At 70.4% G+C, this 25,104-nt stretch carries 23 protein-coding genes and 2 tRNA genes; 18 read left to right on the top strand and 7 right to left on the bottom strand.

Translation table 11 applies throughout. From position 1 onward, the window contains the following. The first annotated feature begins 4 nt into the window (after positions 1-4). From recF to ACZ4V6_RS08405, 6 genes are all read left to right on the top strand, one after another. Positions 5-1,126, top strand: coding sequence for a DNA replication/repair protein RecF (gene recF, locus ACZ4V6_RS08430; protein ID WP_467823927.1), 1,122 nt, complete (start codon positions 5-7; stop codon positions 1,124-1,126). Further along, the gene (locus ACZ4V6_RS08425) at positions 1,123-1,695 is read left to right on the top strand and encodes a DciA family protein (RefSeq protein ID WP_467823924.1); all 573 of its coding nucleotides are present in this window, start codon (positions 1,123-1,125) and stop codon (positions 1,693-1,695) included. Before recF ends, ACZ4V6_RS08425 begins: the two co-directional genes overlap by 4 nt. Positions 1,696-2,120: 425 nt before the next feature. Next, on the top strand, positions 2,121-4,181 hold the full coding sequence (gene gyrB / locus ACZ4V6_RS08420) for a DNA topoisomerase (ATP-hydrolyzing) subunit B (protein ID WP_467823922.1): 2,061 nt from the start codon (positions 2,121-2,123) through the stop codon (positions 4,179-4,181). 42 nt (positions 4,182-4,223) lie between these two features. After that, positions 4,224-6,818, top strand: coding sequence for a DNA gyrase subunit A (gene gyrA, locus ACZ4V6_RS08415; protein WP_467823919.1), 2,595 nt, complete (start codon positions 4,224-4,226; stop codon positions 6,816-6,818). Between the two features lie 18 nt (positions 6,819-6,836). Beyond that, a complete protein-coding gene (locus ACZ4V6_RS08410) occupies positions 6,837-7,556 on the top strand; it encodes a DUF3566 domain-containing protein (RefSeq protein WP_467823916.1) in 720 nt (239 codons plus the stop codon). Positions 7,557-7,655: 99 nt separating this feature from the next. Then, positions 7,656-7,732 (top strand) — tRNA-Ile (locus ACZ4V6_RS08405). A 55-nt stretch (positions 7,733-7,787) separates the two neighbouring features. Here the strand turns inward: ACZ4V6_RS08405 and ACZ4V6_RS08400 are convergent. Further along, a complete protein-coding gene (locus ACZ4V6_RS08400) occupies positions 7,788-8,357 on the bottom strand; it encodes a site-specific integrase (RefSeq protein WP_467823914.1) in 570 nt (189 codons plus the stop codon). Positions 8,358-8,974: 617 nt separating this feature from the next. Here ACZ4V6_RS08400 and ACZ4V6_RS08395 point away from each other — a divergent pair. Beyond that, entirely contained in the window at positions 8,975-9,274 is a 300-nt protein-coding gene (locus ACZ4V6_RS08395; protein WP_467823911.1) for a WGxxGxxG family protein, read from the top strand. 504 nt (positions 9,275-9,778) lie between these two features. Here the strand turns inward: ACZ4V6_RS08395 and ACZ4V6_RS08390 are convergent. After that, entirely contained in the window at positions 9,779-10,153 is a 375-nt protein-coding gene (locus tag ACZ4V6_RS08390) for a DUF6344 domain-containing protein (protein ID WP_467823908.1), read from the bottom strand. A 339-nt stretch (positions 10,154-10,492) separates the two neighbouring features. Between ACZ4V6_RS08390 and ACZ4V6_RS08385 the strand changes: the two genes are divergently transcribed. Both ACZ4V6_RS08385 and ACZ4V6_RS08380 read left to right on the top strand, forming a co-directional pair. Further along, positions 10,493-10,621, top strand: coding sequence for a DLW-39 family protein (locus tag ACZ4V6_RS08385; protein WP_003999697.1), 129 nt, complete (start codon positions 10,493-10,495; stop codon positions 10,619-10,621). A gap of 144 nt (positions 10,622-10,765) precedes the next feature. Next, on the top strand, positions 10,766-12,082 hold the full coding sequence (locus ACZ4V6_RS08380) for a hypothetical protein (protein WP_467823906.1): 1,317 nt from the start codon (positions 10,766-10,768) through the stop codon (positions 12,080-12,082). Positions 12,083-12,104: 22 nt separating this feature from the next. On the opposite strand, the gene ACZ4V6_RS08375 is transcribed toward ACZ4V6_RS08380, so the two are convergent. Both ACZ4V6_RS08375 and ACZ4V6_RS08370 read right to left on the bottom strand, forming a co-directional pair. Continuing rightward, entirely contained in the window at positions 12,105-13,556 is a 1,452-nt protein-coding gene (locus ACZ4V6_RS08375; RefSeq protein ID WP_467823903.1) for a serine/threonine-protein kinase, read from the bottom strand. Positions 13,557-13,635: 79 nt separating this feature from the next. Then, positions 13,636-14,184 (bottom strand): helix-turn-helix domain-containing protein, encoded by a 549-nt coding sequence (locus tag ACZ4V6_RS08370; RefSeq protein WP_467823901.1) that lies wholly within the window; start codon positions 14,182-14,184, stop codon positions 13,636-13,638. 179 nt (positions 14,185-14,363) lie between these two features. Between ACZ4V6_RS08370 and ACZ4V6_RS08365 the strand changes: the two genes are divergently transcribed. Beyond that, positions 14,364-14,436, top strand: a tRNA-Ala gene (locus tag ACZ4V6_RS08365). Between the two features lie 427 nt (positions 14,437-14,863). Then, positions 14,864-15,640, top strand: a complete 777-nt coding sequence (locus ACZ4V6_RS08360; protein ID WP_467823899.1) for an isoprenyl transferase — start codon at positions 14,864-14,866, stop codon at positions 15,638-15,640. A gap of 138 nt (positions 15,641-15,778) precedes the next feature. On the opposite strand, the gene ACZ4V6_RS08355 is transcribed toward ACZ4V6_RS08360, so the two are convergent. Further along, a complete protein-coding gene (locus ACZ4V6_RS08355; RefSeq protein WP_467823896.1) occupies positions 15,779-16,483 on the bottom strand; it encodes a DUF5324 family protein in 705 nt (234 codons plus the stop codon). A 370-nt stretch (positions 16,484-16,853) separates the two neighbouring features. On the opposite strand from ACZ4V6_RS08355, the gene ACZ4V6_RS08350 reads away from it, so the two are divergent. After that, positions 16,854-17,387, top strand: a complete 534-nt coding sequence (locus ACZ4V6_RS08350) for a peptidylprolyl isomerase (protein WP_467823894.1) — start codon at positions 16,854-16,856, stop codon at positions 17,385-17,387. Positions 17,388-17,509: 122 nt separating this feature from the next. Further along, positions 17,510-18,418 carry a rhomboid family intramembrane serine protease gene (locus ACZ4V6_RS08345; protein WP_467823892.1) on the top strand — a complete coding sequence of 303 codons (909 nt, stop codon included), beginning with the start codon at positions 17,510-17,512 and terminating at the stop codon, positions 18,416-18,418. 236 nt (positions 18,419-18,654) lie between these two features. On the opposite strand, the gene crgA is transcribed toward ACZ4V6_RS08345, so the two are convergent. Further along, on the bottom strand, positions 18,655-18,909 hold the full coding sequence (gene crgA / locus ACZ4V6_RS08340) for a cell division protein CrgA (protein ID WP_467823889.1): 255 nt from the start codon (positions 18,907-18,909) through the stop codon (positions 18,655-18,657). Between the two features lie 142 nt (positions 18,910-19,051). On the opposite strand from crgA, the gene ACZ4V6_RS08335 reads away from it, so the two are divergent. From ACZ4V6_RS08335 to ACZ4V6_RS08315, 5 genes are all read left to right on the top strand, one after another. Beyond that, positions 19,052-19,831, top strand: a complete 780-nt coding sequence (locus ACZ4V6_RS08335; protein ID WP_467823886.1) for a DUF881 domain-containing protein — start codon at positions 19,052-19,054, stop codon at positions 19,829-19,831. A gap of 81 nt (positions 19,832-19,912) precedes the next feature. Further along, positions 19,913-20,074, top strand: a complete 162-nt coding sequence (locus tag ACZ4V6_RS08330; RefSeq protein WP_467823884.1) for a hypothetical protein — start codon at positions 19,913-19,915, stop codon at positions 20,072-20,074. Continuing rightward, positions 20,071-20,709 carry an aminodeoxychorismate/anthranilate synthase component II gene (locus tag ACZ4V6_RS08325; protein WP_467823882.1) on the top strand — a complete coding sequence of 213 codons (639 nt, stop codon included), beginning with the start codon at positions 20,071-20,073 and terminating at the stop codon, positions 20,707-20,709. Before ACZ4V6_RS08330 ends, ACZ4V6_RS08325 begins: the two co-directional genes overlap by 4 nt. After that, the gene (locus ACZ4V6_RS08320; RefSeq protein ID WP_467823879.1) at positions 20,706-21,791 is read left to right on the top strand and encodes a class E sortase; all 1,086 of its coding nucleotides are present in this window, start codon (positions 20,706-20,708) and stop codon (positions 21,789-21,791) included. Before ACZ4V6_RS08325 ends, ACZ4V6_RS08320 begins: the two co-directional genes overlap by 4 nt. Before the next feature lie 13 nt (positions 21,792-21,804). Continuing rightward, positions 21,805-22,575, top strand: coding sequence for a class E sortase (locus tag ACZ4V6_RS08315; RefSeq protein WP_467823877.1), 771 nt, complete (start codon positions 21,805-21,807; stop codon positions 22,573-22,575). 439 nt (positions 22,576-23,014) lie between these two features. Here the strand turns inward: ACZ4V6_RS08315 and pknB are convergent, their stop codons facing one another. Then, entirely contained in the window at positions 23,015-25,030 is a 2,016-nt protein-coding gene (gene pknB / locus ACZ4V6_RS08310) for a Stk1 family PASTA domain-containing Ser/Thr kinase (protein WP_467823874.1), read from the bottom strand. Positions 25,031-25,104: the final 74 nt, after the last annotated feature.

The raw sequence follows: 25,104 nt of genomic DNA, 5'->3' as shown, positions 1-25,104 counted from the left end.
GACCATGCACGTCACGCATCTGTCGCTGGCCGACTTCCGCTCGTACGCCCGGGTCGAGGTCCCGCTGGACCCGGGCGTCACCGCCTTCGTCGGCCCCAACGGGCAGGGGAAGACGAACCTCGTCGAGGCGGTCGGCTACCTGGCCACCCTCGGCAGCCACCGGGTCTCCTCGGACGCGCCCCTGGTGCGCATGGGCGCGGACCGGGCGGTGATCCGGGCACAGGTGCGGCAGGGCGAACGGCAGCAGCTGGTCGAGCTGGAGCTGAACCCGGGCAAGGCGAACCGGGCGCGGATCAACAGGTCGTCGCAGGTCAGGCCGCGTGATGTGCTGGGCATCGTGCGGACCGTGCTGTTCGCGCCCGAGGATCTCGCCCTGGTCAAGGGGGACCCGGGCGAGCGGCGTCGTTTCCTCGACGAGCTGATCACCGCCCGCTCCCCGCGCATGGCCGGGGTGCGCTCGGACTACGACCGGGTCCTCAAGCAGCGCAACACCCTGCTGAAGTCGGCCGCGCTCGCCCGCCGGCACGGTGGCCGCACGATGGACCTGTCCACGCTCGACGTGTGGGACCAGCACCTGGCGCGGGCGGGCGCCGAGCTGCTGGCGCAGCGCCTGGACCTGATCGCCGCGGTGCAGCCGCTGGCCGACAAGGCGTACGAGCAGCTGGCTCCGGGGGGCGGTCCGGTCCTGCTGGAGTACAAGCCGTCGGCGCCCGGTGAGGCGCACACGCGCGAGGATCTCTACGAGCAGCTGACGGCCGCGCTGGGCGAGGCCCGGAAGCAGGAGATCGAGCGGGGGGTCACGCTGGTCGGTCCCCACCGGGACGACCTGCTGCTGAAGCTCGGGCAGCTGCCCGCCAAGGGATACGCCTCCCACGGCGAGTCGTGGTCGTACGCGCTGGCGTTGCGTCTGGCGTCGTTCGACCTGCTGCGGGCGGAGGGCAACGAGCCGGTGCTGGTGCTCGACGACGTCTTCGCCGAGCTGGACGCGCGGCGCCGGGAACGGCTGGCCGAGCTGGTGGCGCCCGGCGAGCAGGTGCTGGTGACCGCCGCGGTGGACGACGACGTGCCGCACGTGCTGGCGGGGGCGCGGTTCGCCGTGGCGGAGGGGACGGTGGAGCGCGTATGAGCGCGGACGGGCCGGTTCCCGGGAACTCCGGGGGCGATCGAGGCAAGGGAGGCGGGGCACCCGAGCCGTCCGGTGTGGACCTGGCGCGGGTGGCGCTGAGGGCCGCGCGGGAGGCGGCACGCGCGCGGGGGGACGCGGTGCAGCAGAAGCGGCAGGCGCGGCGGGGCGGGCTGCGTTCCGGCGCGCGCGCCGACGGCCGTGATCCGATGGCGCTGGGTTCGGCGATCAACCGGCTGATCACGGAGCGCGGGTGGGAGACGCCGGCGGCGGTGGGCGGTGTGATGGGCCGCTGGCCGCAGATCGTGGGCGAGGACGTGGCCAAGCACTGCGTGCCGGAGCGGTACGACGAGGACGAGCGGGTGCTGGTCGTCCGGTGCGACTCGACGGCCTGGGCGACGAATCTGCGGCTGCTGGCCCCGACGCTGGTGGCCCGGCTCAACGAGGACCTCGGGCACGGTTCGGTGCGGGTGATCAAGGTGCTCGGTCCGGGGGGCCCGGGGGGTGGTGCACGGCGCTACGGACCGTTGCGCGCGCCGGGCAGCAAGGGGCCGGGGGACACCTACGGGTGACCTGCCCGTCCGCGCTGCGGGTTGGTGAGGTACATCACATCTTCGGGCTTCGGCGGGCGGTGCGGACCGGCGGGGTCCGTTCCGTCGTACCACCGCACACGGTTGCGAATCCCGTCCTGACTCCCAAGTAGCCAAGGGTTGACGCCTCGAAGCGCTGAGTGCCGTCGTGAGCCTCTTGAGGCCCCCTTCCGTATATCGGGAGTAGGACGAGCCTCGTTCAGGGCGGCACATGCGAACTCAGGCACCGGCAAACCCCCATCAGTGTCAGTGCTACCGGTAGAATGGAAGACAATCCCGCCCCGAACGTGGGGACCGTCCGGGACAAGCTGAGCAACGCTGATCAAGGCTTACCAACGCAACATGCCGCAGCCGCTCCGGCAACCCGCCGACGAGCCCGGCTCGTGCTGTGCCAGAAAGGGCGCTTCGTGGCCGATTCCGGCAACCCCAACGAGAACAACCCGTCCACCGACACCGGCGTGAACGACCCGGTGAGCACCGCCGACGGCGAAGCTCCCGCCTCGTACGACGCCAGTGCCATCACCGTCCTCGAGGGTCTGGACGCGGTCCGCAAGCGACCCGGTATGTACATCGGCTCGACCGGTGAGCGCGGTCTGCACCACCTGGTGCAGGAGGTCGTGGACAACTCCGTCGACGAGGCGCTGGCCGGGTACGCGGACACGATCGACGTGACGATCCTCGCCGACGGCGGTGTCCGCGTCGTCGACAACGGCCGCGGCATCCCGGTGGGCATCGTCCCCTCCGAGGGCAAGCCGGCCGTCGAGGTCGTGCTGACCGTGCTGCACGCGGGCGGCAAGTTCGGCGGCGGCGGTTACGCGGTCTCCGGCGGTCTGCACGGCGTGGGCGTCTCCGTCGTCAACGCCCTCTCCACGAGGGTCGCCGTCGAGGTCAAGACCGACGGTCACCGCTGGACGCAGGAGTACAAGCTGGGCGTCCCCACGGCACCGCTCGCCCGGCACGAGGCCACCGAGGAGACCGGCACGTCGGTCACCTTCTGGGCCGACGGCGACATCTTCGAGACCACCGACTACTCCTTCGAGACGCTCTCCCGGCGCTTCCAGGAGATGGCCTTCCTCAACAAGGGCCTGAAGATCAACCTCACCGACGAGCGCGAGTCGGCGAAGGCCACGGCCGGTGCGGACGAGGCGGGCGAGGACGAGAAGCACGAGGTCAAGAGCGTCTCGTACCACTACGAGGGCGGCATCGTCGACTTCGTGAAGTACCTCAACTCCCGCAAGGGAGACCTGGTGCACCCCACCGTGATCGACCTCGAGGCCGAGGACAAGGACAAGAACCTGTCCCTCGAGGTCGCGATGCAGTGGAACGGCGGCTACACCGAGGGCGTGTACTCCTTCGCCAACATCATCCACACGCACGAGGGCGGTACGCACGAGGAGGGCTTCCGCGCGGCGCTCACCTCGCTGATCAACAAGTACGCGCGCGACAAGAAGCTGCTGCGGGAGAAGGACGACAACCTCACGGGTGACGACATCCGCGAGGGTCTGACCGCGATCATCTCGGTGAAGCTGAGCGAGCCCCAGTTCGAGGGCCAGACCAAGACGAAGCTGGGCAACACCGAGGTGAAGACCTTCGTCCAGAAGGTCGTCTACGAGCACCTGACCGACTGGCTGGACCGCAATCCGAACGAGGCGGCGGACATCGTCCGCAAGGGCATCCAGGCGGCCACCGCACGCGTGGCGGCGCGCAAGGCGCGCGACCTGACGCGCCGCAAGGGCCTGCTGGAGTCGGCGTCCCTGCCGGGCAAGCTGTCGGACTGCCAGTCGAACGACCCGACCAAGTGCGAGATCTTCATCGTCGAGGGCGACTCCGCCGGCGGTTCGGCCAAGTCCGGCCGCAACCCTCAGTACCAGGCGATCCTCCCGATCCGCGGCAAGATCCTCAACGTGGAGAAGGCGCGCATCGACCGGATCCTGCAGAACCAGGAGATCCAGGCGATGATCTCCGCGTTCGGCACCGGGGTGCACGAGGACTTCGACATCGAGAAGCTCCGCTACCACAAGATCATCCTGATGGCGGACGCCGACGTCGACGGCCAGCACATCAACACCCTGCTGCTGACCTTCCTGTTCCGCTTCATGCGGCCGCTGGTCGAGGCCGGGCACGTGTACCTGTCGCGTCCGCCGCTCTACAAGATCAAGTGGGGCCGGGACGACTTCGAGTACGCGTACTCGGACCGCGAGCGCGACGCGCTGATCGAGATGGGCCGCCAGGCCGGCAAGCGCATCCGCGAGGACTCCGTGCAGCGCTTCAAGGGTCTCGGTGAGATGAACGCCGAGGAACTGCGCATCACGACCATGGACCAGGAGCACCGCGTGCTCGGCCAGGTCACGCTCGACGACGCCGCGCAGGCCGACGACCTGTTCTCGGTGCTGATGGGCGAGGACGTCGAGGCCCGGCGCGCGTTCATCCAGCGCAACGCCAAGGACGTCCGCTTCCTCGACATCTGAGTCGGTCTCAGCTGACCGCACCAGGAAGGACCTTCACCAGCAATGACCGACGAGAACACCCCTGTGACGACGCCCGAGGGCGACGCCCTGGCGATGCGTGTCGAGCCCGTCGGGCTCGAGACGGAGATGCAGCGCTCGTACCTCGACTACGCGATGTCCGTCATCGTCTCGCGTGCGCTGCCCGACGTCCGTGACGGCCTCAAGCCCGTCCACCGCCGCGTGCTGTACGCCATGTACGACGGCGGCTACCGGCCCGAGCGCGGCTTCTACAAGTGCGCCCGCGTCGTCGGCGACGTCATGGGCAACTACCACCCCCACGGCGACAGCTCCATCTACGACGCCCTGGTCCGCCTCGCCCAGCCCTGGTCGATGCGCATGCCGCTCGTCGACTCCAACGGCAACTTCGGCTCGCCGGGCAACGACCCGGCGGCGGCCATGCGCTACACCGAGTGCAAGATGGCGCCGCTGTCGATGGAGATGGTCCGCGACATCGACGAGGAGACCGTCGACTTCACGGACAACTACGACGGCCGCTCCCAGGAGCCGACCGTCCTGCCGGCCCGCTTCCCGAACCTGCTGATCAACGGTTCGGCCGGTATCGCGGTCGGCATGGCGACCAACATCCCGCCGCACAACCTGCGCGAGGTCGCGGCCGGCGCCCAGTGGTACCTGGAGAACTACGAGGCCTCGCACGAGGAGCTGCTGGACGCGCTCATCGAGCGCATCAAGGGCCCCGACTTCCCGACCGGCGCCCTGGTGGTGGGCCGCAAGGGCATCGAGGAGGCCTACCGCACCGGACGCGGCTCGATCACCATGCGCGCGGTCGTCGAGGTCGAGGAGATCCAGAACCGCCAGTGCCTGGTGGTCACGGAGCTGCCGTACCAGACCAACCCGGACAACCTCGCGCAGAAGATCGCCGACCTGGTGAAGGACGGCAAGATCGGCGGCATCGCGGACGTCCGCGACGAGACGAGCTCGCGCACCGGCCAGCGCCTGGTCATCGTGCTGAAGCGGGACGCGGTCGCCAAGGTCGTCCTGAACAACCTGTACAAGCACACCGACCTGCAGACCAACTTCGGCGCCAACATGCTGGCCCTGGTCGACGGCGTGCCGCGCACCCTCTCCCTGGACGCGTTCATCCGGCACTGGGTGAACCACCAGATCGAGGTCATCGTCCGGCGCACGAAGTTCCGCCTGCGCAAGGCCGAGGAGCGCGCCCACATCCTGCGTGGTCTGCTCAAGGCCCTGGACGCCATCGACGAGGTCATCGCCCTGATCCGGCGCAGCGACACCGTCGAGATCGCGCGCGGGGGCCTGATGGACCTCCTCACGATCGACGAGATCCAGGCCAACGCCATCCTCGAGATGCAGCTGCGGCGACTGGCGGCCCTGGAGCGGCAGAAGATCGTCCAGGAGCACGACGAGCTCCAGGCGAAGATCAACGAGTACAACGAGATCCTGGCCTCGCCGGTCCGTCAGCGGGAGATCGTCAGCGCGGAGCTGGCCGCGCTGGTCGAGAAGTACGGCGACGACCGCAAGACCAAGCTGATCCCGTACGAGGGCGACATGTCCATCGAGGACCTGATCGCCGAAGAGGACATCGTCGTCACGGTCACGCGCGGTGGCTACATCAAGCGCACCAAGACCGACGACTACCGGGCGCAGAAGCGCGGCGGAAAGGGGGTGCGCGGCGCGAAGCTCAAGGAAGACGACATCGTCAACCACTTCTTCGTGTCCACCACGCACCACTGGCTGCTGTTCTTCACCAACAAGGGCCGGGTCTACCGCGCGAAGGCGTACGAGCTGCCCGACGCCGGCCGGGACGCGCGCGGCCAGCACGTGGCGAACCTGCTGGCCTTCCAGCCGGACGAGTCCATCGCCGAGATCCTCGCGATCCGCGACTACGAGGCGGCGCCCTACCTGGTCCTGGCCACCAAGGCGGGTCTGGTGAAGAAGACGTCGCTGAAGGACTACGACTCCCCGCGTTCGGGCGGCGTGATCGCCATCAACCTGCGCGAGCAGGAGGACGGTTCCGACGACGAACTGATCGGTGCCGAACTCGTCTCCGCCGACGACGATCTGCTGCTGATCAGCAAGAAGGCACAGTCGATCAGGTTCACCGCTTCGGACGACACGCTGCGTCCCATGGGGCGTGCCACCTCGGGCGTCAAGGGCATGAGTTTCCGCGAGGGGGACGAGCTGCTCTCGATGAATGTTGTTCGAGCCGGTACGTTCGTGTTCACTGCCACCGACGGCGGTTACGCGAAGCGGACCTCCGTCGACGAGTACCGCGTCCAGGGCCGTGGCGGCCTCGGCATCAAGGCTGCCAAGATCGTCGAGGACCGCGGAACGCTCGTGGGCGCGCTGGTGGTCGAGGAGAGCGACGAGATCCTCGCCATCACACTCTCGGGCGGTGTGATTCGTACGCGAGTCAGCGAAGTCAGGGAGACGGGCCGTGACACCATGGGCGTCCAACTGATCAATCTGGGCAAGCGCGATGCCGTCGTGGGCATCGCGCGCAACGCCGAGGCGGGACGCGAGGCGGAGGAGGTCGACGGCGATGTCGTCGTCGACGAGACCGCCGAGGGTGCCGAGACCACCGGCACGGACGAGGGTGAGGCGCCCTCGTCCGAGTAGCACGAGGAGAGAGTCATCGTGAGCGGAGCCACGGGCGCCGGATCGGCCAGTACCCCGAGGGGTACGGAGACGGACGGCGGCCGTGGCTCCGCCGCGCGTGCGACGGATCCGCACACGACTCAGCTGCGCAAGATCGACGACGGCGCGACCGGTTCGCACGCGTCTGACACTCATGGATCCCAGGGGGGAACTGTGACGGACACCAGAGGCCCGCAGACCCGGCAGTCGGCCTCGCCGCTGCCCGGGGAGCGGCAGACCCAGCAGCCCGGCGGGCCGTACCACCCGCCGCAGGCCTACCAGACCCAGGGCGGCAACCCGTCCGCGGCCGCCGAGCGCCGGCCGCGCACCGGCGCGCGCACCACGCCCCGCGTCCGCAAGGCGCGGCTGCGCGTGGCCAAGGCCGACCCGTGGTCGGTGATGAAGGTCAGCTTCCTGCTCTCCATCGCGCTCGGCGTCTGCACGATCGTGGCCTCCGCCGTGCTGTGGATGGTCATGGACGCCATGGGCGTCTTCTCGACGGTCGGCGGCACGATCTCCGAGGCCACCGGATCGAACGAGTCCAACGGCTTCGACCTGCAGTCGTTCCTGTCGCTGCCCAACGTGCTGATGTTCACGACGATCATCGCGGTGATCGACGTCGTCCTCGCGACGGCTCTCGCCACGCTCGGCGCGTTCATCTACAACCTGTCCGCCGGCTTCGTCGGCGGCGTGGAGCTGACGCTCGCCGAGGACGAGTGACCGGCGCGGGCGGTCCCGGGCCAACCGATTTTGGGACTGCCCGCCTCGTGCGCTAATCTTCAGGAGTCAGCGCGCGGGACACACACCGCAAAGCGCGGCGGGGCTATAGCTCAGTTGGTTAGAGCGCATCCCTGATAAGGATGAGGCCACAGGTTCAAATCCTGTTAGCCCCACCAGCGAGAAGACCCCCAGCCAATACCGGCTGGGGGTCTTTGACATCCATGGCTGACATCAGTCGATGAGCGGATCTTCCAGAAGCTCCGCGAGCATGCCCACTGCTTCGCGCTCACTGTCGCCGACGACGTGCGTGTAGACGTCCAGGGTCATGTTGGTCCGGCTGTGCCGGAAGATCGCCTGGGCGACCTTGGGGTGCACCTTCAGGAAGGCGAGCAGGGTCCCGCAGGTGTGCCGGGTCGGCCGGGCCGTGATCCGACGCACACCGGCCCGTTTGACGAGTCGGTCGAGGGTACGGGGGAGGCCCACCGGGTCGATCATGCCGCCGTGCCCGGAAGAGAAGATCAGGTCCTGGTCGGGTGCCTGCGCCCAGTGCTCACCGGCGATCTTCCGCTCCAGCTCCTGAAGCTCCCGGCGCTCCTCGAGGACGCGAGCGCAGAACCCCGGAAGAGGGAGCACGGCCTGTGAAGATTCCGTCTTGAGGTCCTTGAGGTCCTTGAGGGCCAGACCCACGCCCTTGACCCGCTGCACCTGCCTGACCGGAGTGGAGCGGCCGGCATGGAAGCCGATGTCCTGCCAACGCAGACCAAGCACCTCGCTGCGACGCAGGCCGAGCGCCAGGACCAAGTCACGCGTTTCTCTACCCCATCAAGCCCCGGCTGCGCTCCGCTCCGCCGGGCGCGCTTCCCGGCTCCGCCCCGGGCGCCGCTCCCGCCTTCGGCCCGCTCCGCCCGCGGTGCGCCGACGCGCGCCCACACGGGGACAGGGCCGAAGGCCATGAGTCGATCACCGCACAGGGCGGCCCGCGGTCGAAGACGATGCCTCCGGCGGGGGATCGGCCGGCACCGGGACGGAGGGGGCGCCGTCGCCGACCGCGGGCCCGTAGTGGCATGCGCGGGGAGCCCCCGTCCCGTCCACCGTCGCCCCAGGCAGAGCCGAGCAGACGCGGCCCAGGGCGTCCAGCTCGTTCGTACAGGGGCGCGCTCCACCTGGACGCCCTGAACCACGCCCGCTCCCCGGTGCGTGGGTCGACGGCGGACGGGACGGGAGTTGGGGCGAGCGGTGGGCGGGGACGTTCCGCCCGGTCACCCATTCGGCCGAATGGCCCTACTGGGCGCAGGGCCCGGGAAATGGGCTCCACCGCGCCATGGAAGGAGCTGTGGTGTCTGCCGGGGTTGCACGCCTCTCCAGAACCACCCGATATGGGGGTAAGGCCCAGTCCCTGGGTCGTTCAAGGAGGAACTATGCGTCGCATGACTATCGGTGCTCTCCTGACCGCCGCTCTCCTTGCGGGACCCGTTGCGGTCACCGCGGAAGCGCAGACGCCGGTGGCGGCCCAGGCGACCACCGTGCAGGCCGCCCAGAGCCAAGCGCAGGATGATGACAACAAGGACGATGACGATGACGGTGGGGGATGGGGTCTTTGGGGTCTCGTCGGCCTTCTGGGTCTGCTCGGTCTCGTTCCTCGTCGGCGTAAGACGCACGACACGGGAACCCGTCGCGGCACAGGGGCCGGTGGCGCGTACCCGAATGATCGCCTCTGAGTCGGAAGCCCGTCAGGACTGTCCCTCTGGCTGACATCAGTGTCTGACAGCAACAGGGGCGAACGGAGCCGGTCGAGGACGTACCTCTGTGCACCGCCCTTACCGGCGTGACTCAGGCCGAGCGGCGTCGCTCCGCCCCCGGTCCTTCCGGATCTTGAAGTCCATCGCATCCCCTGAGCTGGGGTGTTGCAACGACCACTAGAACGGAAGACCAGGACCGGGGGCCTTCGACGTGCAGGGGCATCAGCCGGAACGAAGCCCGCCCGCACGCGACCGCGGGACGAGGACGGATTCCCGTGGGCGCGCGGGACGACGGCCCCCGCCGGTCCCCCGCCCGGCCCCCGGAAGCGGCAGGGCGCCGGTCCCCGTGGCTCAGGGGTGACGGCGCACGCGGCGACGGCCCGGCTGCTCTGTCGAGCGGCCGGGCCGTTTCTCGCGTGCGGTGCGTACGCAATACGCCGTGACGTCAGGGTCGGGTGGCGGGGGCGCGGCGCGCCGGGCCGCTCAGCGCTGGAGCGGAACGGTACGCTGCTGGGCCGAGGAGTCGACGGTGTCGCACGGGGCGCCGGTGGCCGGCAGGGTCGTGAGGGCCGGCGCCGCGTCCGCGAGCGGACGGTGCCGGCAACTGGGGGCCTTGCCGTGGGCCTCGGCGTGGATGCGCTGCTTCATCGTGGGGGGCAGGACCCCGGCTCGGGACCACGACCAGGGTGCTGCCGCCGCCGGTTGCGCCGGCTCGGGCGCGGTCTCGGTGTTGCTGCGCGCCTCGGTGTGCGGTACGGCCGCCGAGGCGGTCGTCGTGACGAATCCGAGCGCCGTGCACAGCGCGAGGAAGGCGGTGACGATGGCGGTCCACAGCTTCATGACCTTGTTCCGGGCCATGGCCCCTCACTTTCGGGTCGGGCGATTTGCGTACTTTCCTCATGATGTGTATGAGGGTCGCGAAGTGGTGGACCGATGCCGCGTGGCGCGGCGTTGTTCAGATGAACACCACCCGTATGGCCGCAAAGGAGCCGAAAAAGTGCGAAAGCGGGAGAAGTCCGAGCGAAAGTCACCGTCCGTGGAGGCGTGGTCACCCTCCGACCGGAACGGCTCGGTCCGTACCTAATCGGTTCCGTCGGCGGGCAGTTGAGGGCCGACTCAGGTCACCGATCGGTATCGGCCGGTGTGTATAGTCGGGCGCCAGAGGTCCCCTACGTCAAGGAAAGACGAGGTAGCGCGGTGAAGAAGCTTCTCCTGGTCGCACTGGCCGCCATCGGCGGGCTCCTCGTGTACCGCCAGATCCAGGCGGATCGCGCCGAGCAGGATCTGTGGACGGAGGCGACTGACTCCGTGCCCACGGGTTCGTGAGTACGACCGACAACCGGTCCTGAGCAGACCCCGGCCGTCAGCACGGTCGGGGTTTTGTGTTGCCCGGACGGGGCGCGGAGGCCACGGCCGCGCGGCAGGATGGGCCACGGTCCGTGCGGCGGCGAGCGCGAGGGGTGGCGGCTGATGGTGCGGTGGTGTAGGGCTCGGGGGCGAGCCGGGGCAGGACATGCCCGCCCGCCGGTGCCGGCGCGTCCGGCCGTGGTGGCGGCGGTGCTGGCCGTCACCGCGGTCCTGCCGGGCGGGACGGCCCTGGCGGCCGGTACGCCGGGCGGCTACGCCTTCGCCGAGGACGCCCGGCGGGTCGACGGCGCGAGCGGCACCGCGGACGCCCCGGTCCTCGAACCCGGCACGACGTACCGCAGCTCCCTGCCGAGGACCGGCACGCTCCACTACCGGCTCGAACTCGACGCGGCCTCGGACACGTACGTCTCCGCCACCGCCGTCCCCGGCGAGGACGGCGAGCTCACCGCCGTCGACGGCGTCCGGTTGTCCGTGCAGGACGCCGAGGGCGGCACCTGCTCGTCGGACAGCGCGAGTTTCGGCGCCGCCCGCAGCCCCCGCCCGGTCACGGCCTGGGTCGTGCACGCGGTCTCCACCGGCGGGACGCGCTGCCAGGACCCCGGCACCTACTACGTCACCGTCGAGCGGTCACGGCCGCAGGACTCCCCACCGGACCCCTGGGGCCTGGAGCTCACCACCGTCACCGAGCCGCGCCCGGCACGCACCGGCTCGACGCGGGCACCCGGGGCCTGGGACTCCGCCTCGCCCGCGCCCCTCACGGGCGAGCCCGAACGCCGCCGGGGCGGCAGCGGCTTCGCCCGGGCCACCCGCATCGGCCAGGGGGCCTGGCGCGACGACATCCGGCCCGGACAGACCCTCTTCTACCAGGTGCCCGTCGGCTGGGGCCGGCAACTGTACGCGGCCGCCGAACTCGGCAGCACCGACAGCGGTTCCGGCTACGTCACCGGCGCGCTGCGCCTGGCCCTGCACAACCCCGTGCGCGGTGAGGTCGTCGACGCCGCCAAGGGGTACACCGGCCGTCAGGTCACGGCCGCCCTCGCTCCCGTCCCACCGGTGGCGTACGCCAACCGGTACGCCGTCGAGGACCGGGTCACGGGCATGCGGTTCGCCGGTGACCACTACCTCGTGGTGCACCTCGCGGCCCAGGTGGCCGACGACTTCGGCGAGGGCCCGTTCCCGCTGGTCCTGCGCCTGCGGTTCGGGGGGACGACGCGGGCCGGTCCCGGGTACGCGGGGAGGTCCGTGCCCGACGGCGTCTTCGAGGTCCCGGCCCACGACCGGCAGGCGGCGGCGGGCGCAGCGGCACGGGACGACGGCGCCGCCATGACGGTGCTCGCGGTGGGCGGGATCGGCGCCGGCAGCGCCCTGCTGGCGGGGCTCGGCGTGTGGACGGCGGTGGCCCGGCGCCGGGCCGTCTGACGAGCTCCGGCGGGCACGTGCCTCAGACACGGGCCAGCGCCCAGAACCCCACGGCGTAACAGGCCAGCGCGAGCAGCAGCAGCGGAACCGCCACCCGGGCCGGGGGGCCGGGGCGGCGGCGCACCGCGCGGTGCTGGGGGGACGCCGAAGGGGGCGGGGGAGCCTTCGGGGACTGTGCGGGCAGGGGGGACCGCGCGGCCTGGGCGGTGTACGCGGCGGTGGGCACGTCGGCGCGCTGCCACGACTGCCGGACGGGGTCCTGCGAGGGGGGCGGGGGCGCGTACGGGGAGTGGTGCCGCGGGTCCGGGGAACCAGGCCGCGGCGGTGCCGGTGGGCGGGCCGGCGGTGCGTGCGCGGGCCGCTGCGGGGGGCCGGGCGCCGGGGTGGGAGCGGGGGACGAGGCGGCGGCGGTCTGCGGGGGCGGCAGGGGGAAGCTCCCGGTGTCCGACATGACGGGCGGCCGGGCGGTCCCGGGGGCCGGCTCGGTCTCGTACGGCGTCGGTGGCGGCGGCGTCCACGTACTGTCCGGCGCCCGTGCCGTGACGGTGGGCCGCCGCGGATCCGTCGGTACGTCGTCCGCTCCCGCGGCCGTCCGCAGCGGTCCGTCGGGGCCGAACCCCGGTGGCAGCGGGCCCACCTGGTCGAAGACCTCGATCAGCTCGTCGTCGGGACCCGGCTCCGGCAGCAGCTCCACGGCCGCGGCCAGCGCCTTGCGCGCCCCCGTGGCCGTACGGAACCTCGCCTCCGGGTCCGGCTGCAGCAACGCGGCCACGACCTGCCACAACGGCTCGGGGACCCCCTGCGGAGCGGGTGGCGTGCCGTGCTCCGTGAAGTACCGCACGAGTGCCTTGGCGTCCGGCTTGGCGCCCTCCAGCAGGTACAGGGCGACCAGTCCCGCGGCGAACAGGTCCGCGGTGAAGGCCGGTTCCGCGCCCGCCATCTGCTCCGGCGCGAGGTAACCGGGCGTCCCCACCACCAGGTCGGTCTCCGTCAGCCGGGGGTCGCCCAGCCGCATGGCGATGCCGAAGTCGGACAGCCGGAGCCGGGGCCGCCCCGTGCCGGTGGCTTCGAGCAGCACGTTGGCGGGCTTGACGTCGCGGTGCACGACGTCCTCCGCGTGCACCGCCGCCAGGCCCGCCAGGAGCTGGTCCAGCAGGGTGCAGACGAAAACCGGCGGCAACGGGCCGTAGTCCCCGACCAGGTGGACGAGCGAGCCGCCCGTGACCAGGTCCATGGTGAACAGGACCTGGTCGTCGTCGGCGGCCCAGCTGGCCGGGGCGAGCACATGGGGATGGTCGATCCGCAGCGCCTGCTCACGCACGAAGCGCAGCAGCGAGTGGGCGTCCCTCTGCCGCAGCACCTTGGCGGCCACATAGCGCCGGCGGCGGTGGTCCCAGGCACGCCAGACGGCACCCGCCCCGCCACGGCCGATCGGATCGACCAGTTCGTACCGGCCGGCGAAGACCTCACCCATGACCGTGTGCCGCTCCTCCCCCTCGCGCCGTGCCCCGCAAGGCCGTCCGCCGAGCCCTTCGACGGCCGGGCCCCGGAGGTCAGTTCTGGTGCGACTGGTAGTGCGCGACCGCGTCGGAGGTGCGGCCCGCTCCGTACACCCGCAGGAACTCCGCCAGCTCCGGGTGGGACGGGGAGAGGGCGTCCGCGGCGTCGATTATGTCGCCGGCGGCCGCCACCGAACGCAGCAGCGACTGGATCTCGCGGACCACCCGCTTGACCGTGGGCGCCCCCGAACCGCTCGTCGTCTGCGTGGTGTTGCTGAGCACCGAGCCTCCCTGGGACTTCTTGATCTCGTCCATGCGCTCGGTGGCCTCGGCCGCGCTCACACTGCCGTCCGCCACCTGCCCCGCCAGCTCCTGCAGCAACTGCACCCGCTGCACCACCGCCGGGTTGCCGATCTTCGCCCGCTGGCCGCTCATGAGCTGCGACAGCATCGGCGCGGACAGCCCCAGCACCCCCGCCAGACGCGCCTGGTTGAGACCGAGGTCGTCGATAAGCCTGCGGAAGAGCGCCCCCAGCGGCTCCCCGTACCAGTTCCGCTGCAGTTCCCGCGCTTTCGCGGTGGCTTCCTGCTGTGCGGCGTCCATTGCGTCTCCCCATCGCTTCCCCAAAAACCGCAGTTCGCTCCAGCGAACCACGCCGAGCATCTTACGGAGCGTGGTTGTTCCCCGGGAGCCCCAATCATTTGTGAGATACGGGGGGCGACCCGGTACTCTTGTCTGCGGCGCCCGCCGGTACGCGGATCCTCCGGCCGGACGTCTTCTCCGGGGCCTTAGCTCAGTTGGTAGAGCGCTGTCTTTGCATGGCAGATGTCAGGGGTTCGACTCCCCTAGGCTCCACCCCCGAGAGCCCGTCCGACCTGCGTGAACTCCAGGCCGGGCGGGCTCTTCGCGTCGGCGTCGTCACCCATCGTGCGCAGCGGATCGCCGGCCGGCGCACAGCGCGGCCCGATGCCCCGCTCGCGTGCTCGCGACCGCCTCCCGCCGGCAGCTCCGCACACAGCACCCGCCCTCGGTCCCGGCACGCGGGGTCCGCCAACGCCTGCCGGAGCATGGCCGGTTGGCGCTCCGGTGGCGATCACGGACCCCTGTGAGGCGGCGGGAACGCGTGTGCGCGGGGCCACCGATCGGAGCCGGAGTGGCGCTGTCTGCTCTTGATATCGTCACCCCAGAGGGCACCAGCGCCACACCCCTGCGGGGCGGTGCCAAGCGGCGCACCGCCGCCGGAGCCGTCCGGTCGCTGCCGACGAGGTGAAAGGGGTAGAGCATGCGGGCCAAAGTACGAGCCGCTCTCGACGCGCTGTACATGAAGCGGCTGCTCAGGGAGCTGGAGGGACGCCCACGCCCCCAGCACATCGGCATCATGCTGGACGGCAACCGCCGATGGGCCAAGGAATCAGGCATCGTGGACCCCCGCGAGGGCTACCGGGCCGGCGGCGCGAAGGTGCTGGACTTCCTGCGCTGGTGCGACTCCGCCGAGATCGAGCACGTCACCCTCTACATGCTCTCCGACGACAACCTGCACCGGCCCGAGGACCAGCTCACCCCCCTGATCGACATCATCGCCGAGGTGGTGGAGCGGCTGGCCGCGCCCGGCAACCCCTGGCGCGTCGAGGTCGTCGGAGCTCTCGACCTCCTCCCGGCCGAGTCCGCGAGCCGGCTGAAGACCGCCACCGCGGCCACCCAGGGGCGCCAGGGCGGGACCAAGGTGGACGTCGCCGTGGGGTACGGAGGCCGCCGGGAGATCGTCGACGCCGTCCGCTCCGCCCTGACGGAGCACAGCGCCCGGGGCGGGGACATCGACGAGTTCATCGAGACCTTCACCATGGAGCACATCTCCAAGCACCTGTACTCCAAGGGGCGGTCCGAGTCCGACCTCATCATCCGCACCTCCGGAGAGCAGAGACTGTCCGGCTTCCTCCTGTGGCAGTCCGCGTACGCCGAGATGTACTTCTGCGAGACCTACTGGCCGGACTTCCGCGAGATCGACTTCCTGCGAGCCCTGCGCTCCTACTCCCTGCGCGAACGCCGCTACGGCCGCTGAGGAGGACGGCGGAGCGCCGGGGAGACCGACGGGCCGCCCGATGTTCCACGTGAAACATCGCCGTGGGGCGGGAGACCCGGAAGTCTCCCGCCCCACGGCGATGTACAGAGGTGGCGTACCCGCACGCCCCGGAAGCGGTCAGCGCGGCTCGTCACCGCCGTCGGCGGCCTCGTCCTCGGCCTGCTTGGCCTGGACCTCGGGGTCCAGGACCGCGCCGCCGGTACCGTCCACCGACGTCAGCCGGCTGTTCTCGGGAACCTCCGTCGCCTCGGGCGGCTCCACCAGCCAGTCCGGGTTGGCCTGCTTGTCCCACCACTTCCAGGCCGCGAAGGCGCCGCCCGCGACGGCGCCCGCCACCATCAGGATCTTGGCGACACGCCCGGCCTTCGCCCGCCGCTCGTGCCTGCGGGCCAGCTTCTGGATCTCCTTGGCCGAGACCTGACCCCGCAGCGCGGCCAGCGCGGCGGCACCACGCGCGGCGGCCTCGTCCTTGACGGGCCCGGCCGCGGCCACCGCCTGCTCGATCACCGGCCGGGAGTAGTCGGCCGCCTGCCGGGCGGCCATACGCGTACGGACCGCGGCCTCGTGAGCGGCCTGGTCCACCTTCGGCGGCACATGCGTACGGGCCTGCTCCAGACGAGGCGCGACATGCGTGCCGTACTGAAGCCGGGCCTGGCACGCGGCCTGCGACACCTTGGGCGCCAGTCGTACGCGCGCCTCCTGTGCGTAGTGGGCGGCCCTGTCCTTGGCCGTGTCGGCGTAGGGCGCCACCACTTCCGCGGCGTGCAGCACGCTGTCCTTCGCCGAACCGGTCGCGGCGCGCACGCTGTCGATGCGGGTCACGGGTTCCTCCTCCTCGGTGGCGTACGGTAATTCGACTTTCCACCCTTTTACGGATCATGCCTGCCGACGCACAGCCAGGCATGTGAGGGCGAGCATCCGGGTCACGGGTGATGACGTCGGGCCCTCCGGGGCACGTGGTACCGAAGATGCGATCAAAAGACGATCAACGGCGATAACGGATGAATACGGGGCAACGAGAGCCTGTCGTCGACAATGCCACGGATCGGCCCCCCGCGCTCGCAACCCAGGGACACCCGCCCGGATTCCCCCCGAGCGCCCACCCGGTCACAGCCCGGACCGACAGCCGGGCGACGCACGCCACGGGCCGTGCGAGGATCGGGGAGCACGACAAGACGACGGAAGGCACATCGTGGCCGAGCAGCTCTACGCCACCCTGAAGACCAGCCACGGCGACATCGAAGTCCGGCTCCTGCCGAACCACGCCCCCAAGACGGTCAGGAACTTCGTCGAGCTCGCCCGGGGCGAGCGTGAGTGGACCAACCCCGAGACCGGGGAGAGGACCACGGACAAGCTCTACGACGGCACCGTCTTCCACCGGGTGATCAGCAGCTTCATGATCCAGGGCGGAGACCCGCTGGGCAACGGCACCGGTGGCCCCGGCTACAAGTTCGAGGACGAGTTCCACCCCGATCTCGCCTTCGACAGGCCCTACCTGCTGGCCATGGCCAACGCCGGTCCGGGAACCAACGGTTCGCAGTTCTTCATCACCGTCTCCCCGACCACGTGGCTGACCCGCAAGCACACGATCTTCGGCGAGGTCACCGACCGGGCCAGCCAGAAGGTCGTCGACGCCATCGCGGACACGGAGACCAACCCCCGCACCGACCGCCCCCTGAACGACGTCGTCATCGAGTCGGTCGTCGTCGAGACCCGCGAGGGCTGACCACCGCGACTCCGCGGCCGCCCCCATCGGCGCGCCCGGAGGGAACCAAACGCCCCGCTCGTCCGTAGGGAAGGGCGGGGCCGCGCGCCTCTCGGACACGGACGGACAAGGGAGGGGTCCCCATGGACCAGTCACCCAACGGCCCACAGGGCCCGGACGGCCAGGCACCCCCGCCCGCCCACAGCCTGCCCGGCTGTTACCGCCATCCCGACCGCGAGACCGGCATCCGCTGCACCCGCTGCGAACGTCCCATCTGCCCCGACTGCATGGTGAACGCCTCCGTCGGCTTCCACTGCCCCGACTGCGCCCGCGGCGGCGCCGGCACCGGACCCGCCCCCGCGGCCTCCCGGCCCCGCACCCTCGCCGGCGGCAGCGTCGCCGCGGACCCCCGGCTCGTCACCAAGATCCTCATCGGCATCAACCTGGCCGTGTTCATCGCCGTCCGCGCCAGGTCCTCGCTCCTCGGCGACCTCGTCCTGATCGGGCAGTGGCCGCCCGCCCCCTTCACACCGACCGAAGGAGTGGCGGAGGGCGAGTGGTACCGCATGGTGACCTCCGTCTTCACCCACCAGGAGTTCTGGCACATCGGCTTCAACATGCTCGGGCTCTGGTGGCTCGGCGGACCCCTCGAAGCGGCCCTCGGCAGAGTCCGCTACCTCGCGCTCTACCTCGCCTCCGGCCTGGCCGGCAGCGCCCTCACTTACCTGCTCGCCGCACCGACCACCGCCTCGCTCGGCGCCTCCGGCGCCATCTTCGGCCTCTTCGGGGCGACCGGCGCCCTGGTCCGCCGGCTCAACGCCGACATGCGACCGGTCATCGCCCTGCTGGTGATCAACCTGATCTTCACCTTCGGCTGGAGCAACATCGCCTGGCAGGCCCACATCGGCGGCCTCGTCGCCGGCGCCGTCATCGGCTACGCCATGCTCCACGCCCCGCGTGAACGGCGCACGCTCGTGCAGTACGGCACCTGTGCGCTGGTCCTCGTGGCCGTCGTCGGCGTGACCCTGTTGAGAACCGCTCAGCTCACCTGAGCGGTTCGTTGTCCACAGGCGGTGTCAGTCCCTGTGCACAGCGTGCGGGAACAGGTGTGCCCCCTGTCACTGTTCTGTGTTTCCGCAGGTCAGGCAGGGGGCGAACGTGCTTTTGGTTTCTGGTGTTTCTGTCACACCGGTAGCAGGATCCGGCGGTTATCCACAGATCGTCGTTTCTTTGTCCCCATCGTGTGGACAAGACCTGTGGATAACTCGGTGGATAGCCCTGGGGAGAACTACTTCCACTGCGTGGAGACACCGAATCCGGCGGCGATGAAACCGAAGCCCACCACGATGTTCCAGTTGCCCAGCTCATCGAGGGGCAGCGACCCGTCGGTGACGTAGAAGACGACGATCCAGGCGAGACCGATGATGAACATGGCCAGCATGACCGGCGCGACCCAGCCGCGGTTGGTCAGCTTGACGGCGGTCGCCTGCTTCGCGGGCGGCGGCGTGTAGTCGGCCTTCTTGCGGATACGTGACTTCGGCACGAGGGTCTCTCCTGTCGATGCGCTGCGTGGCCGCGCAGGGAACGGTTCGGGGCTCGGGGGCGGCGTGCGAGGGGACTCTGAGCGCTCCCCCGGGCGTCCGTTAGCGTAGTGCTTCCGCGGCGCCGAAGGAGATAAGGGTACGTTGAGCAATTCTGCCGACTCCCCCGGGACCGGATCCAGTCCTGCCCGCAGGCGCCGGTTCCGGCCCGTGCGGGTGCTCACGGCAGCCGTCTTCGCTCTCGCGGGCCTCATTTTCTTCACCAGCTTCAACACTGCCAAAGGCACCAATATCCGCACGGACACCTCTTTGCTGAAATTGTCCGATCTCATCCAGGAGCGCAGCCGGAAGAACGGCGAACTGGACGAGTCCAACGCGGCCCTGCGGGACGACGTCGAAGCCCTCGCCGAGCGCGACGACGGAAGCACGAAGGCGGAGGACGACAAGCTCGCGGAGCTGGAGAAGAGGACGGGCACGCAGGAGCTGAGGGGCGAGGCGATCTCGGTCACGCTCGACGACGCACCGCCGGACGCCACCGCGAAGCTCCCCGGGTATCCCGAGCCGCAGCCCGACTACCTGGTGATCCACCAGCAGGACCTGCAGGCGGTGGTGAACGCGCTGTGGCAGGGCGGCGCCGAGGGCATCAAGGTGATGGACCAGCGGCTGATCTCCACCAGCGCGGTGCGGTGCGTGGGCAACACGCTGATCCTCCAGGGGCGCGTCTACTCGCCGCCCTACCGGATCCAGGCGGTCGGGGACCCGGAACGGCTGAAGAAGGCGCTGGCCGAGTCGCCGGCGATCCAGAACTACATGGTGTACGTGAACGTGTACGGGCTCGGCTGGAAGGTCGAGGACCAGGGGACGGTGACGCTGCCGGGTTACTCGGGCACCGTGGACCTGCACCATGCCCGGCCTGTGGAGTGACGCCGTTCCCGGGGGCTCCGCGCCGCTAGTCTGGTTCCGTGCGGCGTGAGTCCGGTGCCGTGGCGCGACGGAAGGGACGGCATGTACGGCTGGATCTGGCGGCATCTGCCGGGGAACACGTGGGTGAGGGCGCTGATCTCGCTCGTGCTCGTGGTGGCCGTGGTCTACGTCCTGTTCCAGTACGTCTTCCCGTGGGCCGAGCCGCTGATTCCCTTCAACGATGTGACGGTGGACAACCAGTGAGTGCGCGCATCCTCGTCGTCGACAACTACGACAGCTTCGTCTTCAACCTGGTCCAGTACCTGTATCAGCTGGGTGCCGAGTGCGAGGTGGTGCGCAACGACGAGGTGTCCACGGGGCACGCCCAGGACGGTTTCGACGGAGTGCTGCTGTCGCCGGGGCCGGGCGCGCCGGAGCAGGCGGGTGTGTGCGTCGAGATGGTGCGGCACTGCGCGACGACCGGGGTGCCGGTCTTCGGCGTCTGCCTCGGCATGCAGTCGATGCAGGTGGCGTACGGCGGTGTGGTGGGCCGGGCGCCCGAGTTGCTGCACGGGAAGACGTCGGCGGTGGAGCACGGGGGCAAGGGCGTCTTCGCCGGCCTCCCGTCGCCGTTCACGGCGACGCGGTACCACTCGCTGGCCGCCGAGCCGGAGACCGTGCCGGCCGAGCTGGAGGTGACGGCCCGCACGCGAGACGGGATCGTGATGGGGCTGCGGCACCGGGAACTGCCCGTCGAGGGCGTGCAGTTCCATCCGGAGTCGGTGCTGACCGAGCACGGGCACCGGATACTGGCCAACTGGCTGGTGGAGTGCGGGGACCAGGGTGCGGTGGCGAGGTCGGCGGGGCTCGCCCCGGTGGTGGGCAGGGCCACGGCGTGACCGCGCTGCGCCCCGAACGCGAGTCCGGTGCGGCCGGTGACCAGGGAGCCAGGTACGGGCATTCGTACGGGAGTTCCGGTGGGTTCGGGGACAGTGGGTTCGGGGACGGTGGGCTCGGGGGGCGTTCCTCGGGCGAGGGGGCGTACGAGGAGACCCACGCGCCGGTCCTCGACGACGAGACCGTGGCGTTGCGGGTTCCAAGTCCGCCTCCGGTGCGTACGACGGGCGCTTTCCCCGCCGTGACGGACGGGCCGTCGCCCGGCGGACGCGCGGCCCGCAGGAAGGCCGCCAGGCGGCGTCACGGGCGTCGCGGGGGCGCTCGGCGGCCGCCGGGGGCCCAGGAGTCCGCCGAGGCGCCGAAGGCGCCGCTGACGCGTGTGGAGGCCCGCCGTCAGGCCCGGGCACGCAAGCCGAGCGCCGCGGTGATCGCCAGCCGTGCGATGGGCGAACTCTTCATCACGACCGGCGTGCTGATGCTGCTGTTCGTCACCTACCAGTTGTGGTGGACGAACGTGCGGGCGCACGCGCAGGCCGACAAGGCGGCGAGCAGCCTTCAGGACGACTGGGCGAGCGGCAAGCGGAATCCGGGGACCTTCGAGCCGGGCCAGGGCTTCGCGATCCTGCACATCCCGAAGCTGGACGTGGTCGTGCCGATCGCCGAGGGCGTCAGCAGCAAGAGGGTGCTGGACCGGGGCATGGTGGGGCACTACGCCGAGGACCCGCTCAGGACGGCGATGCCGGAGGCGAAGAGCGGCAACTTCGGGCTGGCGGGCCACCGCAACACCCACGGTGAGCCGTTCCGGTACATCAACAGGCTGGAGCCCGGCGATCCGATCGTCGTCGAGACGCAGGACCGGTACTTCGTCTACAAGATGGCGTCGATCCTGCCGGTGACGTCGCCGAGCAACACCGGTGTCCTCGACCCGGTGCCCAGGCAGTCGGGGTTCACGGGGCCCGGACGCTACATCACGCTGACCACGTGCACCCCGGAGTTCACGAGCAAGTACCGGATGATCGTCTGGGGCAAGATGGTCGAGGAACGGCCGCGCAGCAAGGGCAAGCCGGATGCGCTCGTCAATTAAGGGCAGATGACCAGTGGCAGCGACCACCGACACGGATCACGAAGAGCACACCGGAGCGCCCGGCCGGCAGCCGTCCGCGGCACGCCGCCGCCGCGGCCCGCGGCGGGCGGTGGCGCTGGTCGTCAGTGTCCTCGGCGAACTCCTCATCACGGCGGGCCTGGTGCTGGGCCTGTTCGTCGTCTACTCGCTGTGGTGGACGAACGTCGTCGCCGACCGCGCGGCCGACAAGCAGGCCGACAAGGTCCGTGACGACTGGGCCCAGCAGAGGGTCGGTCAGGACGGCCCGGGGGCGCTGGACACCAAGGCGGGCATCGGCTTCCTGCACGTGCCCGCGATGGGCAAGGGCGACATCCTGGTGGAGAAGGGCACGTCGATGAAGGTCCTCAACGACGGCGTGGCCGGCTACTACACCGACCCGGTGAAGTCGGAGCTTCCGACGTCGGGCAAGAAGGGCAACTTCGCGCTGGCGGCCCACCGGGACGGGCACGGTGCGAAGTTCCACAACATCGACAAGATCGAGAAGGGCGACCCGATCGTCTTCGAGACGAAGGACACCTGGTACGTGTACAAGGTCTACGGCATCCTCCCGGAGACCTCGAAGTACAACGTGAAGGTGCTCGGGGCGGTGCCCGAGGTGTCCGGGAGGACGAAGGCGGGGCACTACATCACGCTGACGACCTGCACGCCGGTGTACACGAGCCGGTACCGGTACGTGGTGTGGGGCGAGCTGGTCCGTACGGAGAAGGTGGACGGGGAGCGGACTCCTCCGGAAGAACTGCGCTGACCGCCCCCTCGTGGGAGGCCGGTCACCTGACCCGGGGAGGCCCGGGGCCGCGACTTCTCCTCGCGGCCCCGGGCCTCTTTCCCCGGCGTCCACGGCGGCGCCTTAAGGCGCACCCCGGTGCCCCGGGCTTCCGGTGAGCTCGGCGACCGCCTCGGATGCGTGGCCGAAGTCGCGGATGGCGACGGAGAGGGCGTTGTCCACCGGGTGGGGACATCTCCTTCGAGGACGGGCAGACGCCGCTGGACGCAGGGTTGTCCACAGGCTGTGTGCGCCCGCACTCCATGCCGAGCAGGTGCGCGGCCTGTGGACGACTGGCCGCCGAGCGTGACATGCCGACGTTTTCGAATCACCGCGGGACAACCAGGGGACAAACGACGGGACAACAAGGACGGAGCCCCGGCCCTCGGTGGAGGGACGGGGCTCCGTGCGTTCGGTGACGTCAGTCGTCGTGGCGGCCCAGGCCGCCGAAGAGGCCTCCGTTGTCACCGTTGTCACCGTTGTTGCCGTTGTCGCCGCCCACGGTCGTCAGGACGATCTGTGTGTTCGCGGGGTCGTCGACCTCGGAGTCGCCCGGCGGGGTCTGCTGCACGACCAGTGCGTTGTCGTCGCCCGAACCCTTCACCTGGACATTCGTGAAGCCCTGCGCGGCGAGGGTCTGCTTGGCCTGGCCCAGGGGCGTGCCGGGGTTGATGACCGGCACCTTGGTCTTCTTCGGGGCCCTGGCGATCTTCACGTCGACCGTGCTGCCGCGGTCGACGTCGGTGCCCGGGGTGAAGGTCTGCTCGAAGATGGTGCCCTCCGCCTGCGCGGTGGACTCCCCCTCCGTCTGCGTGCCGAGGACGAGGCCCTTCGCCTCCAGGCGCTGCTTGGCCTCCGCCGGGCTCAGTCCCAGCAGGCTGGGCACGGTCACCTGGGAGGTCTCGCGGGCGACGGTGAGGGTGACGGTCGAGCCCTTCTCGCGCGACTCACCGCCCTCGGGGTCCTGGGAGAGCACCGTGTCCGGCGTATCCGTCGACTCCCGGGTCTCCTTCTCGACCTCGAAGCCCTTGTCCTTCAGGGCCTGCTCGGCGTCGGCGAAGGTCTGGCCCTCGACGTCCGGGACCTCGACCTTCGGTGCGCCGGTCGAGACGACGAGGTTGATGACGGAGTTCTTCTTGACCTGGGTGTCCGGCTTCTGGTCCTGCGAGCAGATGTGGTCCTTGGCCTGGTCCTCGCAGGGCTTCTGGGTGAACGCCAGTTCCAGGTCGGCGTTGGTCGCCCGGTTGCCGGCCTCCTGCTTGGTGAGGCCGACGAAGTTCGGTACGGGGACGTTGTCGTTGCCCACGCCTCCGCCGCCGATGGCGTACCTGCCGATCAGGATGGCGCCGACGAGGACGAGGACGCCGGCCAGGACCAGGAAGACCGTGGAGGTGTGGGACTTCTTCTGCTGACGGCGCCGGCCGGGCCGGTCGTCGTAGCCGTAGCCGCCGTCGTCGGGGTTCACCGGCGGCAGCATGGTCGTTGCCCCCGCGCCCGGGCCGGAGTCCGAGCGCAGGGCGGTGGTCGCCTGGTCGTCGGGGTAGCCGCCGTAGCCACCTGCGGCCATCGCGCCCATCGCGGCGGTGGCGGCGACCGGCTGGCCGTCGAGGCAGGCCTCGATGTCGACGCGCATCTCGTCGGCCGACTGGTAGCGGTAGTCGGGGTCCTTGACCAGGGCCTTCATGACGATCGCGTCCATCTCGGGCGTGATCTCGGGATCGAAGACGCTGGGTGTCTGCGGTTCCTCGCGGACGTGCTGGTAGGCGACCGCCACCGGGGAGTCGCCGACGAAGGGCGGCCGGACGGTGAGGAGCTCGTAGAGCAGGCAGCCGGTGGAGTACAGGTCGGAGCGGGCGTCGACCTGTTCGCCCTTGGCCTGCTCCGGGGAGAGGTACTGGGCGGTGCCGATGACGGCGGAGGTCTGGGTCATCGTCATGCCGGAGTCGCCCATGGCGCGGGCGATGCCGAAGTCCATGACCTTGACCTGGCCGTTGCGGGTGAGCATCACGTTGGCCGGCTTGATGTCGCGGTGGACGATGCCGGCGCGGTGGGAGTACTCCAGGGCCTGGAGGATGCCGATCGTCATCTCCATGGCCCGCTCGGGCAGCAGCTTGCGGCCGGAGTGGAGGAGCTCACGGAGTGTGGAGCCGTCGACGTACTCCATGACGATGTACGGGATGGAGACCCCGTCGATGTAGTCCTCGCCCGTGTCGTAGACCGCGACGATCGCGGGATGGTTGAGCGAGGCGGCCGACTGGGCCTCCCGGCGGAACCGGGCCTGGAAGGACGGGTCGCGCGCGAGGTCCGCGCGGAGCGTCTTCACTGCCACGGTGCGGCCGAGCCGGCTGTCGTGCGCGAGGTAGACCTCCGCCATGCCACCACGGCCGAGCACCTGGCCCAGCTCGTACCGGCCGCCGAGGCGACGCGGCTCTTCCATGGTTACCTACCAGCCCTCTCCGTCGGTCCCGACCGGCATGCTTGTACGGTCGGAGGCTGCCGTCCGGCCTACCG

Source organism: Streptomyces sp. NPDC029152, from assembly GCF_055564355.1.
This window is presented reverse-complemented; position numbering and strand designations above follow the sequence as displayed.

Bases quoted from the DNA above. Each gene is read 5' to 3' on its own strand.
- recF (WP_467823927.1), top strand. From the start codon at position 5: ATGCACGTCACGCATCTGTCGCTGGCCGACTTCCGCTCGTACGCCCGG.
- ACZ4V6_RS08425 (WP_467823924.1), top strand. From the start codon at position 1,123: ATGAGCGCGGACGGGCCGGTTCCCGGGAACTCCGGGGGCGATCGAGGC.
- gyrA (WP_467823919.1), top strand. From the start codon at position 4,224: ATGACCGACGAGAACACCCCTGTGACGACGCCCGAGGGCGACGCCCTG.
- ACZ4V6_RS08395 (WP_467823911.1), top strand. From the start codon at position 8,975: ATGCGTCGCATGACTATCGGTGCTCTCCTGACCGCCGCTCTCCTTGCG.
- ACZ4V6_RS08390 (WP_467823908.1), bottom strand. From the start codon at position 10,153: ATGGCCCGGAACAAGGTCATGAAGCTGTGGACCGCCATCGTCACCGCC.
- ACZ4V6_RS08380 (WP_467823906.1), top strand. From the start codon at position 10,766: ATGGTGCGGTGGTGTAGGGCTCGGGGGCGAGCCGGGGCAGGACATGCC.
- ACZ4V6_RS08375 (WP_467823903.1), bottom strand. From the start codon at position 13,556: ATGGGTGAGGTCTTCGCCGGCCGGTACGAACTGGTCGATCCGATCGGC.
- ACZ4V6_RS08370 (WP_467823901.1), bottom strand. From the start codon at position 14,184: ATGGACGCCGCACAGCAGGAAGCCACCGCGAAAGCGCGGGAACTGCAG.
- ACZ4V6_RS08360 (WP_467823899.1), top strand. From the start codon at position 14,864: ATGCGGGCCAAAGTACGAGCCGCTCTCGACGCGCTGTACATGAAGCGG.
- ACZ4V6_RS08345 (WP_467823892.1), top strand. From the start codon at position 17,510: ATGGACCAGTCACCCAACGGCCCACAGGGCCCGGACGGCCAGGCACCC.
- ACZ4V6_RS08330 (WP_467823884.1), top strand. From the start codon at position 19,913: ATGTACGGCTGGATCTGGCGGCATCTGCCGGGGAACACGTGGGTGAGG.
- pknB (WP_467823874.1), bottom strand. From the start codon at position 25,030: ATGGAAGAGCCGCGTCGCCTCGGCGGCCGGTACGAGCTGGGCCAGGTG.